Consider the following 16,391-nt stretch of genomic DNA (forward strand, 5'->3'; position numbering starts at 1 on the left):
CTATGAAAAAAGCTTCCATTTTTGCTTTCTTAATTCTCTTTGGTCTAGTAGCATGCTCTGATGACCAATATCCCAATCTACAAGACGGCTTATATGCTGAGATTAAGACCAATAAAGGTACAATGGTTGTTCAGCTTTATTACGACAAAGCTCCCGCAGCGGCTGCTAATTTTGTTTCTTTAGCTGAAGGCAATAATCCACTTGCAGATTCAATTTATAATGACAAACCGTATTATGACGGCATCACCTTTCACCGAATCATAAAAGATTTTATGATACAAGGTGGTGATCCTACGGGTACGGGCAGCGGAGGTCCCGGTTATAAATTCCATGATGAATTTACTCCGGAACTCAAGCATGATACTATAGGCGTACTTTCGATGGCAAATTCTGGCTATGGAACCAATGGTAGTCAGTTTTTCATCACCGATGCTCCTACCCCACATCTCAACGGTTATGATGCTGAAGGCAATCTTAAGAATTGTGAGAATCCACAGATAGGTTGTCATACCGTTTTTGGTCAACTTATTTTAGGTTTTGATGTATTAAAAAGTATTACAGAAGTTGAAATGCAAGATCCTCGAAGAGGCAAACCAAAAAGACCTGTGACTATTGAGACAGTCAAAATTATTAGAAAAGGAAAAGATGCGCGTCACTTTGAAGCTCCTGATGTTTTTACTGAAGAAATCGATAAAAAAGCCGAAGAAATAGAGCAAGCCGCTGCCGCTAAGCAAAAACTCAAAGAAGAACAAAAAGCAATCTTTGAAGAACAACGCAAAAACGCAGATACGTTAGAAAGTGGGCTAGCATACTACATCACAGAAAAAGGAAGCGATGCACAACCCAAACGCTCTCAAAAAGTCAAAGTAGATTATGCTGGTTATTTTGAGGACGGTGAATTGTTTGATAGCAACATACTTTCTTGTGCTGAAGAATGGGGTATGCAAACGCGACCTAAAGAAGATATGTATGTTCCTTTAAATATTCCATACGGCCCGGAAGCACAAATGATTGCCGGTTTTAAAGAAGGAATCCAGCAACTCAATTATGGAGATAAAGCCACTTTATTCATCCCTTATTATTTGGGTTATGGAGAACGTGGGTATCGTGTAATTCCACCAAGAACAAATCTGGTATTTATGGTAGAACTAATTGATGACCGAGAGCCAGAGAACGAATAATGAATGAATTATTATAACTAAAAATGCTTCTATATATGTGGAAGCATTTTTTAATTAAGGATATTTGATAGTTATATGTCTACCAAATATTAAAATAAAAGCTGCTTATTGTTAAGCTCTTCTAAAATTGAATTAACCTTTTCTTAAATCATCAGGATAGCCGCTACAAATTGTTAATCTTCCCGTTTAATTAAAAACGACAACAAATGATTACATTCAAAAAAAATATAGTAACGCTAGCACTTACAGGTGCATTAGTAGGAGGATTTAGTCTTACAGCTGCTGCTCAACAAACACAAGCCGCTGCAAGCGTAAAAACTCAAACAGATGTTTCTGTGGCAGAACTCAATAAGTTTGCTGATGCATTTCAGCAAGTGCAGGTTGAAAACCAAGCTGCTCAGGAGAAAATGATGGGCATCATTAAAAATGAAGGATTAGATGTAGAGCGTTTCACTGAAATTCAAAAAGCACAGATGAATCCTGAAGCAAAAGTTGAAGCCACAGACGAAGAGCTTAAGATGCACGCAGCTGTAGTTACAGAACTACAAAAAATGCAACCTGAATTGGAAAGTAAAATGCAGGAAATTATTGCTGATCATGGTTTAACCCTAGATCGTTATAAAGCAGTAGCTATGGCATTGCAACAAGATAAAAGCTTACAGCAAAAATTTCAAGGAATACTGATGAAGAAACAAACTGAAGGATAATTTTCAGGTAAGTTTATAACATAAAAAAAGGAGTTGTAGAAATACAACTCCTTTTTTTATGTCTAATCAACTAACTAATTTTTAACAGGTATATCTTTTAAAATTTCTTGAACAAATTTCCAGAATTTCTGTACCGAAGAAATACTTGCGCGTTCATCAGGCGAATGAGCACCTCTAATAGTTGGTCCAAAAGAAATCATATCCATTTCTGGATAATTTTGTCCCAGAATACCGCATTCTAGTCCGGCATGACAAGCGGCTACATGCGGCTCTTCATTATTGATTTTCTTATATTTATCAACCAAAACTTTTAAGATAGCACTATCCATATTAGGTTTCCATCCCGGGTATTCTCCACTCAGCGTAACTTCACAACCTATCAATTCAAAAACACTTCTTATGGTGTTCGCAAGATCGGTACGAGAAGATTCTACAGAAGAACGAGTTAAACATAAAACTTCGAGTTCGCCATCACTCACTAGAACTCGAGCTAAATTATTAGAAGTTTCCACGAGCCCCTCAATATCTGGACTCATACGATAAACACCATTCCACGCTGCTTGTATAACTTTTAGAAAACCTTCCTGCACTCCAAGATTCATAACTTTTTCAGGAAGATCAACAGATTCTAAAGTTACTTTTAAATTAGGCTCTAGTGTTTTATATTCTTCCTGTAAGACTTCCGTAAATTCTAGTATGTCGCTTTTAAAAGCCTCCTCATGAACCGTATCAATACAAAAAACCGCCACGCTTTCTCGCGGTATAGCATTACGCAGTCCGCCGCCATTTATTTCGTTAATACGTAAACCGTAATTCTCAAAACTGTCTAATAAGATTCGGTTTATAAATTTGTTAGCATTCCCAAGACCTTTTATAATTTCCATGCCAGAGTGACCACCTTGCAATCCGTTTACGGTAAGTTTAAATCCGGTTTTTGCTTCTTCAACGGGTTCTTCCTTGTAGGTACGTATAGCAGTAATGTCTACGCCACCGGCGCAACCTACGCCAATCTCATCATCTTCTTCCGTATCTAAATTGAGTAAAATATCTCCTTTAAGAACACCGCCTTTCAAACCCATCGCTCCGGTCATTCCGGTTTCTTCATCAATTGTAAAGAGTGCTTCAAGATCAGGGTGTGGTATATCGCTGCTTTCTAACAAAGCCATTATGGTAGCAACACCCAGACCATTATCTGCACCTAGGGTTGTTCCTTCAGCTTTAACCCAATCTCCTTCTACCTTCATCTTGATTCCTTCGACATCAAAATCAAACTGAGTCGCATTATTCTTCTGATGAACCATATCCAGATGCGACTGCAAAACAACCATTTTTCGGTTTTCCAAACCTTTAGTTGCTGGTTTTCTAATGATCACATTTCCTATTCCATCTACAAATGTTTCCAGATTTAAACCTTCACCAAAAGCTTTCATAAAAGCAATTACACGCTTTTCATGCTTAGAAGGTCTGGGTACAGCATTAAGGTCTGCAAACTTCTGCCAAACTGCTTGCGGCTCTAGCTGTCGTATTTCAATATTTGTCATAAAATTCATTTTTTACAAAGGTACTGGTTCTCTTTGAGTAGTCGTTAAATTTGATAAACTACCTTTGGCTCGAGCATAGAATTAAACCAAACGTTAATCTTGGCTTAAACGCTTTTATGCTGAATGTACTCTGATTATCTTATTAAAAACAAATATTCTATTATGAAAAAATTAGATCAACAAACTATCGAAGAACGCCTGAAAAAATTAGAGGGCTGGGAATATAGAGAAAATGCTATTCATACTTCTTTTGAATTCGAAAACTTCAAAGAAGCCTTTGCTACAATGACGCGAATAGCTTTTGAAGCAGAACTGCAACAACATCACCCGGATTGGACGAATGTTTATAATACTCTGAACATATCGCTATCTACTCACGATGCAGATGGTATTACCGAAAAAGACTTTAAACTCGCGCATACTATAGAAACCTTATTAGGGAACTAGGTAAGTTTTCAATCTTATTTTAAAACGGAAATAAGCCTTTTAGTAAAGCCAATTTTTGTTAAATTTACCGCCTTTAAAAATCTGAATTATGGGAAGAGCATTTGAGTTTAGAAAAGCTCGTAAAATGAAGCGCTGGAGCGCAATGGCTAAAGCCTTTACTCGAATAGGAAAAGACATTGTAATGGCCGTAAAAGAAGGCGGTCCTGATCCTGATTCTAATTCACGTCTGCGAGCAGTTATACAAAATGCTAAAAGTGTAAACATGCCTAAAGACAATATCGAACGCGCTATAAAACGCGCAAGTGATAAAAGTCTGGGTGAGTATAAAGAAGTACTTTTTGAAGGTTATGCTCCTCACGGAATAGCTGTACTTATTGAGACTGCAACAGATAATAATAATCGTACTGTTGCTAACGTAAGGTCTTATTTTAATAAATGTAATGGAAACTTGGGAACTTCAGGTTCTGTTGAATTTATGTTTGATCATACCTGTAACTTCAGAATCAATGCTGAAGGTATAGATGCTGAAGAATTAGAACTCGAACTTATAGATTATGGTGCTGAAGAGGTTTTTGAAGATGAAGACGGAATTCTAATTTACGGGCCTTTTGGAAGCTTTGGAGCTCTACAGTCTTATCTTGAAGCAGCAGGACACGAAATACTCTCTAGTGGCTTTGAACGTATTCCTCAAGTAACTAAAAAGCTTTCTCCCGAAGAAGCTGAAGATGTAGAAAAGCTTTTAGAAAAAATTGAAGAAGATGATGACGTGCAAAACGTTTATCATTCTATGGATGAATCTTCTTCTGAAGAATAATATTACTAAGTATACATAAATAAAAAGGAGCCAATTGGCTCCTTTTTATTTATGTAATGCGACTACTATTTCTATTTTGCAATATTTACAGCTCTGGTTTCTCGTATAACCGTAATCTTAACTTGACCCGGATAAGTCATATCCGTTTGAATTTTCTGTGAAATTTCAAAAGAAAGAGCAGCTGCCTTCTCGTCATTTACTTTTTCACTTTCAACTATAACACGCAGTTCTCTACCCGCCTGAATTGCATAAGCCTTTTTAACTCCGGCAAAACCAAACGCGATATCTTCAAGATCTTTCAATCGTTGAATATAAGAATCTAAAACCTGACGTCGTGCTCCGGGTCTTGCTCCGCTTATCGCATCACAAACCTGAACAATAGGTGCCAGTAATGTTTTCATTTCTATCTCGTCGTGGTGAGCTCCTATAGCATTGCACACATCTGGTTTTTCGCCATATTTCTCAGCCCACTCCATACCTAATAATGCGTGAGGCATTTCGCTTTCCGTTTCTGGCACTTTACCTATATCGTGTAAAAGTCCGGCGCGTTTAGCGAGTTTAGGGTTTATACCCAATTCAGCAGCCATCGTAGCACACAACTTAGCAACTTCTCTACTGTGTTGCAATAAATTCTGACCGTATGAAGAACGATATTTCATTCTACCTACCGCTTTAATCAACTCAGGGTGTAAGCCGTGAATCCCAAGATCTATTACAGTACGTTTTCCAACTTCAACAATTTCTTGCTCAATTTGTTTTGTAGTTTTCTGAACCACTTCTTCAATACGTGCAGGATGAATTCTTCCGTCTGTCACTAATTTATGCAATGATAATCTGGCAACTTCTCTACGCACACTATCAAAGCAAGAAAGAATAATCGCTTCTGGAGTGTCATCTACAATAATCTCAACTCCGGTTGCAGCTTCAATCGCTCTAATATTTCGACCTTCACGACCTATAATACGACCTTTTACATCATCACTTTCTAAGTTGAAAACAGACACACAGTTTTCTACAGCTTCTTCAGTCCCTATACGCTGAATAGTATTAATGATAACCTTTTTAGCATCTTGTTCTGCAGTAAGCTTAGCTTCTTCCATGGCATTTTGAATAAACGCCATTGCATCACTTTTTGCTTGATCTTTTAAAGATTCTACCAATTGCTCTTTTGCATCGTCTGCAGACAAACCAGAGATTACCTCCAACTGCTGTACTTTACTTGCGTGGAGCTTATCTACATCAGATTGACGCTTATCAAGATATTCTAAACGATCATCATAATCTTTTATCTTAATATCTATCTCTTTATTGAGTTTCTTATTCTTAGCTAGTTCACTGCTTACTTGTGATTCTTTATCACGAGTACGCTTTTCTGCATCATTTATCTTTTTGTCACGTGATAAGATTACTTTTTCATGCTCAGATTTGAGCTCTATAAATTTTTCTTTAGCCTGAAGAATCTTGTCTTTTTTAATCGATTCTCCTTCACTTTTAGCTTCTTTCACAATATTAGCAGCCTCTTTTTTGGCATTACTAACAATTTGTGATGCATTATTTTTTTCTAGCAGTTTTGCTAATAAAAATCCCAGTGTGCCAGCTATTAAGATGACTCCTACGATTATAAGTACAGTATTTCCCATTGAGTTTGTGTATATATAAAAAAAGCCTACATCGGTAGGGTTTTGTGTAAACTCCTTAAAATAAATCATAGGACTAACGAGCTGATCAAGAATCCGTTCTAAGACGGCGCGCTTTTACAACTCAGACTCATCCCTCTTAAAGAATATAGTGTTGAGTTTACCAAAAAATATAACCAATGTAGGCAGTAAGTAATTCTATTTTAATGAACGTTAGGATAACTGACTTTTAACGAGTAGTTCCAGATTTTTAAGCTGTTCTAAAGCTTCTGAACTTTCCCCGCTTCCGTCTAAATCCTGTTGTATTGCTTTTGAAGCAAATTGTAAAGCGCACATCGCTAAAACATCTTGCTTATCTCTAACAGCATAACTTTGCTCAAATTTTTTAATCATCACCTCAATTTCTTTTGCTGCTTTACGTAAGCCTTCTTCCTGTTGAGGTTTTATTGTTAAAGGATAAACCCGGTCTGCAATAGATAATTTAATTTTTAAGTGTTCAGACATATCCTTTATTCTAATCTGCGAGTTGAGTGATACATGCGTCAAGTTCTCGCATCATAGTATTTATTTTGAGCTTGGTTTCCCGTTTATATTCGTTACTGCCCAGCATCGCGTTAGCAGTTTTAAGTGTACTGTATTTAGCTTCCCAATTTTCCAGAAGAATTTTTAGATCTTTCTGCTCGTGCTTCAACTGCTCATTTTCAGTTGTTAATACTTCATTCTGACGCTGAAGCTTCTGGTACCGATGCACTAATTTGCTAATTACATTTTGCAACGCATCTACACGCTCCAACAGTTCACTCATAACCTAATTTTAACAATGCTTAGTCACACAAAGTTAACATTCGCTTACTAATATCCCAATACAATCTATTTTATTTTTAATGCTTACATCTTTCCTCTATAACAAATTGAATTTTAATTTTATAGCTTTCAATAGATTACACAGGTATTGGAAGTCTGACTATTTTTATAATACCGCTTTTATTCTATTAAATAGTTAGTGCCTATAAATATCACTTATAATAATTAGATTGTCGTAGCGATTTATACAATTAGGTCTTAGCAAAATATTTAACTTAGCCTTTTCTATGAAAAAAAGAATTACACTACTTCTTTTAATTACAAGTCTTGCTTTAAAAGCCCAGTCTGACATCCCTCAGAATGAGTTTATTCTGCCATTAAGAATACTTCCTGTTTTTGCCGGAACTTTTGGGGAATTACGTAGTAATCACTTCCATAGTGGTCTTGATATTAAAACGCAACAGCGCACGGGACTGGATGTTTTGGCAAGTGCCAGCGGATATGTTAGCAGAATAAAAGTCTCTCATTATGGGTATGGCAAAGCCCTTTATATTACTCACCCGAATGGTTACACAACAGTTTATGGTCATTTAAACGCGTACGGACCCGCTATTGAAAAATATGTAAAAGCTAAACAATATGAAGCCGAAAGCTACGAGATAGAGCTTTTCCCAAATCCTGATGAACTCATAGTTAGTCAAGGTGACTTGGTCGCATATAGCGGCAATACTGGCGGAAGCGGTGGCCCTCACGTTCATTTTGAAATACGAGATAAAAATGAGCGCCCTTTAAATGCACAACTCTTTGGCATACAAGCACCAGATCATCGAGATCCCTTATTGAAAGATTTGGTTGTTTATCCATTAAGCGATACCAGTCAGGTAAATCAATCTCAAAAACAACAGCGCTTGCGTTTTAAAAAACAGCCTGACGGAACGTTTTTAAGTGAAAAGATCAATGCCTACGGACCTATAGGTTTTGCTCTGGGAACGGTTGACCAGCAAGACGGTGCGAATAACAATAATGGTATTTATAAAATTGAAACCACACTAAACGGAGAAAAAACGCTGGAAGTTGAGATGGATAAATTCTCTTTTGCCGAAACTCGCTATCTCAACCGAATGATTGATTATGCGCTTTTTGAAGATGAGCGTAACCGAGTACAAAAGCTATTTATCGAACGTAATAATCCATTAAGTATTTACAAATTTGAGAAAGATAAAGGTATTTTAAACCTCACTCAAGCTGGCAATTCTTCAATTTATACCATAAGCGTATCAGACATACAGGGGAACACGAGTAAACTGATTGTCCCGATAAACATCAAAAAGGACACTATTCTAACACCTAAGCACAAAAAAACTACTCCTTACTTTGTTCAAGCAGATGTAAGCCAGAATTTTGAAATTGGTGATTGGGAAATTTTCATTCCTAAAGGTTCATTCTATGATGATTATTTTCTTGACATTTCAGCAAATACAGATGCGCTTCACTTTGATGAAGATTTAATTCCTGTTCACAAATATATCAGACTTGCCTATGACGTTTCTGAATTTCAGTCTCAAGATCGTGAAAAATTATATATAGGTAGAGTGAATTATCGAGATTTGCTGCGCTATGAAGGAGCTAAAATTGAAGATAATCATATCACAGCGACAGTAAATGCATTGGGAGATTTTAAATTAGGGTTAGACACCAAACCGCCTAGAATCCAGTCATTAGATTTTACTGACGGAAAATGGATATCGAATCTTAATACCATCAACTTTAAAATCACAGACCAAGACACCGGTATAAAAAGCTATCGTGCTACCATTAATGGAAAATTTGCTTTGATGGAATATGAGTACAAAAAGAATCTGCTCACATACAATTTTGAAGATGGTATTAGTACTAGTGGAGCAAATGCTTTTAAACTCATAGTTACTGATAATGTAGGAAACAGCACTACTTTTGAAGCAACCTTTTATAGAAAATAAACCTATTGAAAGCGCTACCTCATTTTTTCTTTACTCTTCTTTGCTTCGGGGTCGCTCCTGTTCTGTTTGCACAAACTGCAACTTTAAAAGGGATTGCTTTTAATCAAAATAATATTCCATTATCAGATGTTAATGTTTCGTATGCCGATGGAGGAAGGCTGACAGATGAAAGCGGATTCTATTCAATAGAAATTCCTGCGGAACGCATTATTACTATTCGGTTTACGCACGTGGGATTGAAGGTTGTAGAAGCTAAATTCTTCCTTAAGAAAAATGAACTATTAGAGTTTAATCCTGTTTTAAGTACACGTATTCAGCAAATAAGTGAAGTTATTATTTCATCTGAAAATCAAGATAGAATTGAAGGTATTGTAAGCCTCAATCCAGAAACCGTGCGGAAAATACCCGGTGCAAATCCCGGTGTTGAAAACCTTTTACAATCTTTACCCGGAGTAAGTTCTAATAATGAGCTAAGTACACAATACGCTGTGCGCGGTGGAAATTATGACGAGAATCTGGTTTACATAAATGATATTGAAGTCTACCGACCTTTTTTAATACGTTCTGGTCAACAAGAAGGTTTAAGTATCGTAAATCCTGATTTGGTAAGAGATATAGGTTTTAGTGCCGGAGGGTTTCAGGCGAAATACGGTGACAAATTATCTTCAGTTTTAGATATCACATATCGCCGCCCGGTAGATTTTGCAGCTTCGGCAGATATCAGTCTTTTAGGTGTTAATCTTTCCGCCGAAGGCTTAAGTAAAAATAAAAAGCTAACTGCGCTTTTTGGTACTCGATATTGGGATAATAGCCTTTTAGTAAACGCCAAACCAACAGAAACCAATTATAAACCCAGATTTACAGATATACAAACCTACCTGACCTACACCTTTAATTCTAAATTTGAATTGGACTTTTTAGGAAATATAGGTGTCAATAGATACAGTTATCAGCCGCAAACTCGCCAGACAAACTTTGGCACACTGGCTGATCCCATAGCTCTTGTCGTGGTTTATGACGGCCAGGAAGAAGATAAATATGAAACCTATTTTGGTGCCTTTTCTGGGACTTACAAACCTAATGATCATCTGAAGCTGAAGTTAATTGCATCATCCTATCACACACAGGAGCAGGAATATTATGACATCAATGCGAAATATGCCTTGGGAACCCCCAGCACAAATATAGGTGATACTTCTGTCGGTGAAGTAGATTTCACTAGAGCAATAGGTTCTCAGTTTACTCATGCGCGGAATAATCTGGATGCGTTGATTGTAAATCTTCAGCATAAGGGACAGTATCAAAAAGGAAGCGATCAACTAGATTGGGGATTGAAATATGCGCGGGAATCGATTCGCGACCGTTTGCAAGAATATGAGATTATTGATTCTGCCGGGTTTTCAATTAGACCATCGCTTGAGAGGTTTACTAATCAGCAACCCTATGAACCATTTGAAGCTCCACTAAAGCCTTTTAGTTCGCGAAGAGCGCAAAATGATGTTGTAATTAATAGAGTTTCCGGGTACTTTCAATTTAGCAAGCGCCTCAACTGGAACACAACCAAAGCTTGGTATAATCTAGGAATACGCAGTCATTTATGGACGGTAAGCGGACAAGACATCGCTTCGAAAACCCAGCAAGTTGTTAGTCCGCGGGGGCAATTCAGTCTAAAACCGACTTGGAAAAATACAAATATGGTTTTTAGGCTAGCTGCCGGGATGTACCATCAACCTCCTTTTTATCGGGAGTTGCGCGATATGCAAGGACAAGTCATTCCTGATGTAAAAGCACAACAAAGTATTCATCTGGTAGCCGGAAACGACTGGAGCTTTAAACTTTGGGAACGGCCTTTTTCCTTAACTAGCGAAGCGTATTACAAATCTTTAAGTAATGTAAATGCCTATACTTTAGAAAATGTAAGAATTCGTTACAGAGCTAAAAATGATGCCGAAGCCTACGCTTATGGTTTAGATCTGAGATTATCCGGAGAATTTGTACCGGGAACAGAAAGTTGGATCAGTCTAGGACTACTAAAAACAGAAGAGAATATTCAAAACCGCGGATATATTTCCCGACCAACAGATCAACGATTTAAATTGGGCTTTTTATTTCAGGATTATGTACCAACAATTCCTGATGTGAAATTGTATCTCAATATGGTTTATCAAACCGGTTTACCCGGTGGATCACCGAATTACGCGAACCCTTACGTATATCAAACCCGTTTACCATTTTACTTTAGAGCCGATGTAGGATTTGCCTATACCATCATAAATTCAAAAAGAGCTTTAAAGAGTAAGTCTATATTTAAAGAACTCAGCGCTGGTCTCGAAATTTTCAACATATTTGATCGTAACAACAGCATCACCAATACTTTTGTAAGAGATGCCGCTACTCAGCAACAGTATGCAGTTCCCAATTACCTAACGCCTCGTGTTTTTAATGTAAAATTCAGCGCTAAGTTTTAATTAAGCAATAAATTCTTTTAAAACAGAAACCACATAATCAACTTCTTCTTTGGTGTTTTCGTGAGAAAATGAGAAACGAATAGAAGGCTTGTCTAATTTATCTTTTGATAAAAAGGCATTTAAGACGTGACTTCCCTGATCGCTTCCACTTTGACAAGCACTACCTTTAGAACACGCGATCCCTTTTAAATCTAATTGAAATAAAAGCATCAAAGCCTTATTGGGTGGTACTGGTAAGCATACATTTAAAAGTGTATACGTGCTAAGGGAACCATCGTGACAGTTTCCGTTAAAATGCACTCCAGGAATATTCTTTTCAAGTTGCTCTTTAAAATACCATTTGATTTGTTCGATGTGTTTACGCTCAACAATAAGGTTTTCTTGAGCTTTTATAAGTGCAGTTTCCATACCTGCAATGTTATGCACAGGCTCTGTACCCGCACGGCTTCCACGTTCTTGGCCTCCTCCAAAAATCAAGGATTTAACTTTGCTATTTTTCCTAAGAAAAGCAAAGCCAACACCTTTGGGTCCATGAAATTTGTGAGCAGCTGCAGCAATAAAATCAACCGGTATTTCGGTAAGGTTCAGGTCAAAATGCCCTACCGATTGCACCATATCACTGTGGAATAACGCATTGTGAGCTTTTGCAAATTTAGATACCGCTTCGATATCAAGTATATTACCAATTTCATTATTGATATGCATCAGGCTTATTAAAGTTTTCTCTCCACTTTCGGCAAGTAACATTTCAAGATTCTCCATATCAATGCTACCACACTCTTTAATTTTAACCATAGACACTTTAATGTCGTAAGCCAATTGTAAATGTTCTACCACGTGTATTACAGCATGATGCTCTATGGGGCTTGTGATAATATGACGCACACCAAGATCACGAACAGCGCTGTTTATGATAAGATTATCTGCCTCTGTACCGCCAGATGTAAAAACAATTTCCGATGGAGTGACATTTAAATAACCCGCTATTGTCTTTCTAGCTTGTTCTACAATGCTTTTTGCTTTGCGACCTACAGCGTGTGTTGAAGAAGGATTACCCGGTACATCACGCATAACTTCGATCATACGTTCTAATACTTCAGGGCGAATAGCTGTAGTAGCAGCATTATCAAAATATACTTGCGTCATCTTAAAAATTTAGATGCACAAAATTAACTAGAATAAAATTATTTAGAACTCATTAACGTTAATAAAGTTCAATTCGGTTATTTTTGCCCAAAATTCTATACTGCTCTATGAAAAAGCACCTGATTCTTATATTCTCTTTATTTCTATTTAACGCGTGTGATGATGGAGATGTTATTGTAACTTCTTTTGATTTTAGCGATCAAAATATAGAATATTGTTCTACTGTAGATGACAACGAAACAGAAGTAACTAACTATATTTTTTATAAAATAAATCCGGATACAAATGAAGCTATTGCTTTTAGAATTAGTACAAGTGATCCTATTTTAACAGAGCCTAGCGGAACAAATACATACACCTATACGCTAGGAAGTAGTTCTTCTACATTTGTTTCATACCGTATTTTTAATAGTCCTATTACTTCAGATTATTTTTGTTCTGAATTACCTCCGACACAACCTACCGTGTCTAAAGAATATAAAAGTGCAGAAGGAACAGTAACTATAGTCACCAATGGAGATTATACCGATACTGACGGGATTGATGCTGAATTTGAAATGCTATTATTAGATGAAGCTGATTATGATGGAGACGGCATCCCTAATTATTATGACTTTGATGATGATGGTGATAATATCCCTACAATTAGTGAAGGAGTTGTTTTTAATGAAGATGGATCTATTAACATAGAAGAATCTTTAGACACTGACGGTGATGGTATTCCTAACTTCTTGGATCCTGACGACGATGGCGATCGCGTACTAACAATTAACGAAGCAAATCCAGAAGATGAAACTCCTCTTAACCCAGCAAATACACAATCTGATATTTCAGCAGAACCTGATTACCTTAATCCTAATTTTGCTGTAGATTATGAAATAAATGAATACAGACCTCATAGCTATACATTAGAAAATATTACATTAACAATTAATTTGACTAATCTTGTTTTTGTTAATGAAGATGGTAGTGAAACCATACGCCAGCAAGAACTTTATTTTGGTGAATTTAATGCAAGCTCACAAACAGTAACAGTAAAACCAGAATATCCTAATTAATTCTGATAGATATAAATTTCAGTAGCTCCTAGTCCGTATTTCTGATAGTCGGCATCGTAAAACTTGACGTTCTCATATCTAGAGAAAAGATATTCAAGTTCTGCTTTTAAAACTCCTGCTCCAACGCCGTGAATAAAAACAACTCTTTGAATACGCTTTTTCATGGCGAACTCTAACTTATGCCGTGCAGTATCAATTTGTAAGTTTAACTTATCATGAGCAGACATTCCTCTTTCTTTTGAAGTAAGCTGATGAATATGTAAATCAACCTCCATTGGAGGAATTGTACCTTTTACCTTTTGAGTAGTGCTTTTTTTCTTTTTGTAGGCATTTTCTTTTTCTGAAACTAAAGCTTCAAAATCATCCGGTTCCTCAATTTGAAATTTTTGATTTGGCACAATTTCTTTAGCGTTGACTTCAAATTCAAAACCATCTTCTGTAGAAATAAAAATCCGTTCTTCTAAAATTTTCGTAATTACACCAGAGAAGTCATCGTCTAAAAGCGTAACTGACTGACCTATTTCAAATTGTGAATCCATTATTTAACTATTAATTCGATAAAAAGCACTGGAAATACTTTGAACAACGCAATTCATATTGTAAATTTAGTATCTTCGCAAAAATATTCCTTTATGAGAAATTTTTACTCCAAATTGTTTTTTTTAATGTTGCCAATCTTGGCATCGAGTCAATTATATATTGGTGAAGGGTCAAGCACTTCCTATGTTTATAATAAAGGAGAAATTGTTTTTGTAACTCAAGATGTAAATCTTCAAGGGGCTCCTGATCAGACGGGAGGCAATTTATACCTAAGAGAAGAGGGGCAACTTATACAAGGAGACGATTCGAGTCAAAATGAAGGGGATGGTATAGCTTCGTTGTATCAAGTAAACACACAAAATAAGTGGGATTATCATTATTGGACATCACCGGTGGGTGACCCTGGTAAATCAGCATCTGGGAATGGAAACACTGGTAATGTTGATTTTTACTTAAGTGATGATGATAATGGAGGTTTATATAAAACAGATGCGCTCAATACCATTACAGCTTACCCTGTTAGTTTTACTACAAATTTTAATAGTTCAATAACAAATGAAAATGAATTTAGTCTATCAAGTTACTGGTTATACAAATTTGTAGCTACAACAGGATACGGTAATTGGCAAAAAATCACTGAGACCAATCCTTTAGGTGCAGGAGAAGGATTCACAATGAAAGGTCTTGGAGACGGAACAAGTCCCTCGGGTATTGTTCCCATAGATTTTAGAGGTAGACCTAATAATGGTACTATAAATGTTACAGTAGCTAATAATAATTTAACTCTAGTTGGTAACCCTTATCCTTCGGCTATGAATCTTAGTTTTTATTTACTATCTAACTCATTAGCTACAGGTACATCTCTTGCTGGATGTTTGGGAACCTATCCCAGTTCTTATACTCCAACTGCAATTGGAGAAAATATTACTGGCGTCGCATACTTTTGGGAATCAGATCCTAGTATTAAATCTCATTATATTAGAGATTATGAAGGAGGTTATGGAACTTTTAGTCCTGAAGCTAGCTGCAACTCTACAGGAACTTATGAGCGTCCTGTATTTATAGAATATGACAATGAAGGAGAACCAGTGTTGGATACAGATGGTAATGCTGTTGAAACAGGATTATATGGTAGTACTACTGAACGACATTTTACTCCAGTTGGTCAAGGTTTTTTTGTAAATGGTGCTAAATCTGGTTCTGTTACTGCAAAAAATGAATTTAGAATTTTTATAAAAGAAACAGAAAACCCTTATTCTCAGTTTAAAAGTAATGAAAGCTCTAAGAAAAAGTCTTCTTCTTCCAAAACTATCCCTTTTTCACAAAAAGCAGGTGAATTTAGTCTTAATGAAGACGGTGTTATTATTCTTTCAAAGTTTCGTATAAAAACTTTAGTAAATAAGTCCTATACTCGTGGACTAACTGCGGTAATGTTAGATGAAGCTACGCTTGGTTATGATATCGCAGGTGATGGCAACAATGTTTCTGAATTACCTTCTGATATAAACTTTTTAGTTTCTGAAGGTAATGACTACCCATTTTTAATCAATCTTTTTCCTTACGATATTGATGTTGCGCTGCCTTTAAAAATTTCTGGAGCGTCTGAAACAAACACATATGAAATGCAAGTTTCCGAATTAAACTTCACTCCAGACAAGAGCATATACCTTCATGATAAACAGACTGATGAGTATCACGATATTCTAAACGAATCCTATGAATTTGAGTTAGAAAAAGGCACTTATACAGATCGCTTTGAGATTGTTTTTAAAGATGTAAAAACACTTGATGTTGAAGAAATTGAAGAAGTTAAACGTTCTTTCAATATATATCAAAATAATGGTAGAGCAGAATTGACTGTCCTAAACCCATTAGAAACTGAGTTAAAAGAAATCAATGTTTTTGATATTAGTGGTCGTTTATTGGTTTCTAAATTAAATGAAGGTATAAACTCAAAAGTCACTATTCCTTCTGACGCATGGAGTGATGGAATCTACATAGTACGCGTAACAACCCGTGAGAATATTGAATATTCTAAAAAAGTTTCCGTAAAAAATCAAAAATAATTT

The 16,391-nt window shown here is 36.3% G+C and carries 14 protein-coding genes and 1 other RNA gene; 8 read left to right on the plus strand and 7 right to left on the minus strand.

From position 1 onward, the window contains the following. The first annotated feature begins 2 nt into the window (after positions 1–2). The gene (locus BUB91_RS04185) at positions 3–1,181 is read left to right on the plus strand and encodes a peptidylprolyl isomerase (protein ID WP_073097398.1); all 1,179 of its coding nucleotides are present in this window, start codon (positions 3–5) and stop codon (positions 1,179–1,181) included. Between the two features lie 206 nt (positions 1,182–1,387). Continuing rightward, a complete protein-coding gene (locus tag BUB91_RS04190; RefSeq protein ID WP_073097401.1) occupies positions 1,388–1,888 on the plus strand; it encodes a DUF4168 domain-containing protein in 501 nt (166 codons plus the stop codon). 74 nt (positions 1,889–1,962) lie between these two features. On the opposite strand, the gene BUB91_RS04195 is transcribed toward BUB91_RS04190, so the two are convergent. Further along, entirely contained in the window at positions 1,963–3,429 is a 1,467-nt protein-coding gene (locus tag BUB91_RS04195) for an aminoacyl-histidine dipeptidase (protein ID WP_073097403.1), read from the minus strand. Positions 3,430–3,591: 162 nt separating this feature from the next. Here BUB91_RS04195 and BUB91_RS04200 point away from each other — a divergent pair, with 162 nt between their 5' ends. Together BUB91_RS04200 and BUB91_RS04205 are read left to right on the plus strand one after the other, a co-directional pair. Further along, positions 3,592–3,876, plus strand: a complete 285-nt coding sequence (locus BUB91_RS04200; RefSeq protein ID WP_073097721.1) for a 4a-hydroxytetrahydrobiopterin dehydratase — start codon at positions 3,592–3,594, stop codon at positions 3,874–3,876. Between the two features lie 88 nt (positions 3,877–3,964). Next, positions 3,965–4,690 carry a YebC/PmpR family DNA-binding transcriptional regulator gene (locus BUB91_RS04205; RefSeq protein WP_073097405.1) on the plus strand — a complete coding sequence of 242 codons (726 nt, stop codon included), beginning with the start codon at positions 3,965–3,967 and terminating at the stop codon, positions 4,688–4,690. Between the two features lie 71 nt (positions 4,691–4,761). On the opposite strand, the gene rny is transcribed toward BUB91_RS04205, so the two are convergent. From rny to BUB91_RS04225, 4 genes are all read right to left on the minus strand, one after another. Further along, positions 4,762–6,330 carry a ribonuclease Y gene (rny, locus tag BUB91_RS04210; protein WP_073097407.1) on the minus strand — a complete coding sequence of 523 codons (1,569 nt, stop codon included), beginning with the start codon at positions 6,328–6,330 and terminating at the stop codon, positions 4,762–4,764. A gap of 48 nt (positions 6,331–6,378) precedes the next feature. Further along, positions 6,379–6,487, minus strand: a non-coding RNA gene (gene ssrS, locus BUB91_RS04215) — 6S RNA. A 53-nt stretch (positions 6,488–6,540) separates the two neighbouring features. Continuing rightward, positions 6,541–6,831: a cell division protein ZapA gene (locus tag BUB91_RS04220; RefSeq protein WP_073097409.1), complete on the minus strand. Its 291-nt coding sequence runs from the start codon at positions 6,829–6,831 to the stop codon at positions 6,541–6,543. A gap of 10 nt (positions 6,832–6,841) precedes the next feature. Beyond that, complete coding sequence (locus BUB91_RS04225) at positions 6,842–7,132, minus strand: MreC domain-containing protein (RefSeq protein ID WP_073097411.1); 291 nt, start codon at positions 7,130–7,132, stop codon at positions 6,842–6,844. 286 nt (positions 7,133–7,418) lie between these two features. Between BUB91_RS04225 and BUB91_RS04230 the strand changes: the two genes are divergently transcribed. Together BUB91_RS04230 and BUB91_RS04235 are read left to right on the plus strand one after the other, a co-directional pair. Continuing rightward, positions 7,419–9,110, plus strand: coding sequence for a M23 family metallopeptidase (locus BUB91_RS04230; protein WP_073097413.1), 1,692 nt, complete (start codon positions 7,419–7,421; stop codon positions 9,108–9,110). A 5-nt stretch (positions 9,111–9,115) separates the two neighbouring features. Beyond that, positions 9,116–11,578 carry a TonB-dependent receptor gene (locus tag BUB91_RS04235; RefSeq protein ID WP_073097415.1) on the plus strand — a complete coding sequence of 821 codons (2,463 nt, stop codon included), beginning with the start codon at positions 9,116–9,118 and terminating at the stop codon, positions 11,576–11,578. On the opposite strand, the gene BUB91_RS04240 is transcribed toward BUB91_RS04235, so the two are convergent. Next, positions 11,579–12,724: a cysteine desulfurase family protein gene (locus BUB91_RS04240; protein ID WP_073097417.1), complete on the minus strand. Its 1,146-nt coding sequence runs from the start codon at positions 12,722–12,724 to the stop codon at positions 11,579–11,581. Positions 12,725–12,831: 107 nt separating this feature from the next. On the opposite strand from BUB91_RS04240, the gene BUB91_RS04245 reads away from it, so the two are divergent. After that, complete coding sequence (locus BUB91_RS04245) at positions 12,832–13,782, plus strand: hypothetical protein (RefSeq protein ID WP_073097419.1); 951 nt, start codon at positions 12,832–12,834, stop codon at positions 13,780–13,782. Here BUB91_RS04245 and BUB91_RS04250 read toward each other — a convergent pair. Then, the gene (locus BUB91_RS04250; protein ID WP_073097421.1) at positions 13,779–14,321 is read right to left on the minus strand and encodes a Smr/MutS family protein; all 543 of its coding nucleotides are present in this window, start codon (positions 14,319–14,321) and stop codon (positions 13,779–13,781) included. The genes BUB91_RS04245 and BUB91_RS04250 overlap by 4 nt on opposite strands. Before the next feature lie 93 nt (positions 14,322–14,414). On the opposite strand from BUB91_RS04250, the gene BUB91_RS04255 reads away from it, so the two are divergent. Further along, entirely contained in the window at positions 14,415–16,388 is a 1,974-nt protein-coding gene (locus BUB91_RS04255) for a T9SS type A sorting domain-containing protein (RefSeq protein WP_073097425.1), read from the plus strand. Positions 16,389–16,391 lie beyond the last annotated feature (3 nt).

The organism is Leeuwenhoekiella marinoflava DSM 3653 (genome assembly GCF_900129005.1).
Classification (GTDB): domain Bacteria; phylum Bacteroidota; class Bacteroidia; order Flavobacteriales; family Flavobacteriaceae; genus Leeuwenhoekiella; species Leeuwenhoekiella marinoflava.

What these genes read in the sequence shown, in the direction of transcription:
- BUB91_RS04245 (WP_073097419.1), top strand. Translation starts at nt 12,832, where the DNA reads ATGAAAAAGCACCTGATTCTTATATTCTCTTTATTTCTATTTAACGCG.
- BUB91_RS04255 (WP_073097425.1), top strand. Translation starts at nt 14,415, where the DNA reads ATGAGAAATTTTTACTCCAAATTGTTTTTTTTAATGTTGCCAATCTTG.
- BUB91_RS04230 (WP_073097413.1), top strand. Translation starts at nt 7,419, where the DNA reads ATGAAAAAAAGAATTACACTACTTCTTTTAATTACAAGTCTTGCTTTA.
- BUB91_RS04190 (WP_073097401.1), top strand. Translation starts at nt 1,388, where the DNA reads ATGATTACATTCAAAAAAAATATAGTAACGCTAGCACTTACAGGTGCA.
- BUB91_RS04250 (WP_073097421.1), bottom strand. Translation starts at nt 14,321, where the DNA reads ATGGATTCACAATTTGAAATAGGTCAGTCAGTTACGCTTTTAGACGAT.
- BUB91_RS04225 (WP_073097411.1), bottom strand. Translation starts at nt 7,132, where the DNA reads ATGAGTGAACTGTTGGAGCGTGTAGATGCGTTGCAAAATGTAATTAGC.
- BUB91_RS04220 (WP_073097409.1), bottom strand. Translation starts at nt 6,831, where the DNA reads ATGTCTGAACACTTAAAAATTAAATTATCTATTGCAGACCGGGTTTAT.
- BUB91_RS04205 (WP_073097405.1), top strand. Translation starts at nt 3,965, where the DNA reads ATGGGAAGAGCATTTGAGTTTAGAAAAGCTCGTAAAATGAAGCGCTGG.
- BUB91_RS04240 (WP_073097417.1), bottom strand. Translation starts at nt 12,724, where the DNA reads ATGACGCAAGTATATTTTGATAATGCTGCTACTACAGCTATTCGCCCT.
- BUB91_RS04200 (WP_073097721.1), top strand. Translation starts at nt 3,592, where the DNA reads ATGAAAAAATTAGATCAACAAACTATCGAAGAACGCCTGAAAAAATTA.
- BUB91_RS04185 (WP_073097398.1), top strand. Translation starts at nt 3, where the DNA reads ATGAAAAAAGCTTCCATTTTTGCTTTCTTAATTCTCTTTGGTCTAGTA.
- rny (WP_073097407.1), bottom strand. Translation starts at nt 6,330, where the DNA reads ATGGGAAATACTGTACTTATAATCGTAGGAGTCATCTTAATAGCTGGC.
- BUB91_RS04195 (WP_073097403.1), bottom strand. Translation starts at nt 3,429, where the DNA reads ATGACAAATATTGAAATACGACAGCTAGAGCCGCAAGCAGTTTGGCAG.